Here is a 977-nt window from a genome sequence, read left to right on the forward strand (position 1 = left end):
TTGCTGCCCCAAGCGCCAAGCGTGGCGAGTATCGGCAAAAGGTCGATGCCGGCCTCGGTCAGCCGGTAAATCGCTTTCAGCCTGTGGGTCGGGTCGTCGCTGCGGGTGAGGACGCCTTTGTCGACCAGGGTCTGCAACCGCTCTGCCAGCGTGCGCGACGAGATGCCTTCGTCCGACTGCAGGAACTCGCGAAAATGCCTTTTCCCGGCGAAGGCCAGGTCGCGGATGATGAGTAGCGTCCAGCGGTCGCCGATGAGCTCGAGCGACAGGCTGATCGGGCAGCCGGACCTTTCCTTCGTGGACATGAAGTTAGTTCCATTTGTAAATCACTTTTCAATTGACAGCATTCCTTCCGCGCGTCAAATGATTTCAAAAGTAAACCGTGTTTGGAGATGCGAGAGGACCGCGCAATGAAAAAGCTCATCCTGCAAATGCAGATGTCGGTCGACGGCTTCGTCGGCGCCGACGAGAACCGTCGTTGGCAGCTTTGGGAATGGGGCGACGAGAGCGACTGGGACGACGAGCTCAAGCAGGACTTCAATGCCGTGTTCGCAACCGTCGACACGATTCTGCTCAGCCGCAAGATGGCCGAGGAGGGCTACCTCAATCACTGGGGCAATGCGGCGAGGAAATTTCCGCGAGACCGTTTTTATGCCTTTGCCCAGCGTATCATCGCAGCTGACAAGGTGGTGCTGAGCGACAGGCTGAAGGCGTCGCGGTGGGAGCGTACCAGGGTTGCGAGCGGCGATCTGCCGCGTGAGATCAATGCGCTGAAGGCGAGCGAGGGCGGCGACATTGCCGTGTTCGGCGGCGCCGGCTTCGCCTCGGCGGTGATCGCCGCCGGGCTGGTCGACGAGTTCCAGCTCTTCATCAACCCGGCGGTGCTGGGTGCCGGTCGTCGCATCTTCGATCAGGGCGGCTTCGCCAGGCTGAAGCTCACCGGCTCGAAAGCCTATGCCTGCGGCATGGTGGTGAAC

2 protein-coding genes are annotated in these 977 nt (G+C 60.9%); one reads left to right on the forward strand and one right to left on the reverse strand.

Annotated features, from left to right (window positions below; all coding sequences use genetic code 11):
* The coding region (locus EOA60_RS34705; protein WP_164899853.1) for a helix-turn-helix domain-containing protein at positions 1-305 on the reverse strand (305 nt) is incomplete at its 3' end.
* 105 nt (positions 306-410) lie between these two features.
* Here EOA60_RS34705 and EOA60_RS34710 point away from each other — a divergent pair.
* Positions 411-977 (forward strand): dihydrofolate reductase family protein (locus tag EOA60_RS34710; protein ID WP_128312715.1); only part of this gene is annotated, 567 nt, incomplete at its 3' end.

Origin of the sequence: Mesorhizobium sp. M1A.F.Ca.IN.020.06.1.1 (genome assembly GCF_004023265.1) — a bacterium.
In the GTDB taxonomy this organism is placed as follows: Bacteria; Pseudomonadota; Alphaproteobacteria; order Rhizobiales; family Rhizobiaceae; genus Mesorhizobium.